Annotated in this window: 1 protein-coding gene; it reads left to right on the top strand. The window is 40.4% G+C overall.

Annotated elements, in window-relative coordinates:
- Nucleotides 1-270, top strand: a 270-nt coding sequence (locus AAEY83_RS15290; protein ID WP_351060255.1) for a class II aldolase/adducin family protein, incomplete at both ends; no start/stop codon positions are given.

Raw genomic sequence — 270 nt, 5'->3', positions numbered from 1 at the left:
ATTATTGACGACACGCCATTTAATATTAATCCAGCTGGCTTTACTATTCATAGCGCAATTCACGAAGTACGCGACGATGCGCATTGTGTGATTCATTTGCACACGAAAGAAACCATAGCTGTTGCTACACAAAAAAATGGCTTATTGCCACTAAGTCAGTATTCCATGTTCTCTTTGCCGTCGCTTTCGTATCATGGTTACGAAGGGTTAGCGGTTAACGATGATGAACGAAAACGCTTACAAGATGATTTAGGCAATACTAACCATATG

The organism is Psychrobacter sp. TB20-MNA-CIBAN-0197 (assembly GCF_040309765.1).
In the GTDB taxonomy this organism is placed as follows: domain Bacteria; phylum Pseudomonadota; class Gammaproteobacteria; order Pseudomonadales; family Moraxellaceae; genus Psychrobacter; species Psychrobacter submarinus.
The sequence above is the reverse complement of the archived record's forward strand: the minus strand, read 5'-3'. Positions and strand labels throughout refer to the sequence as shown.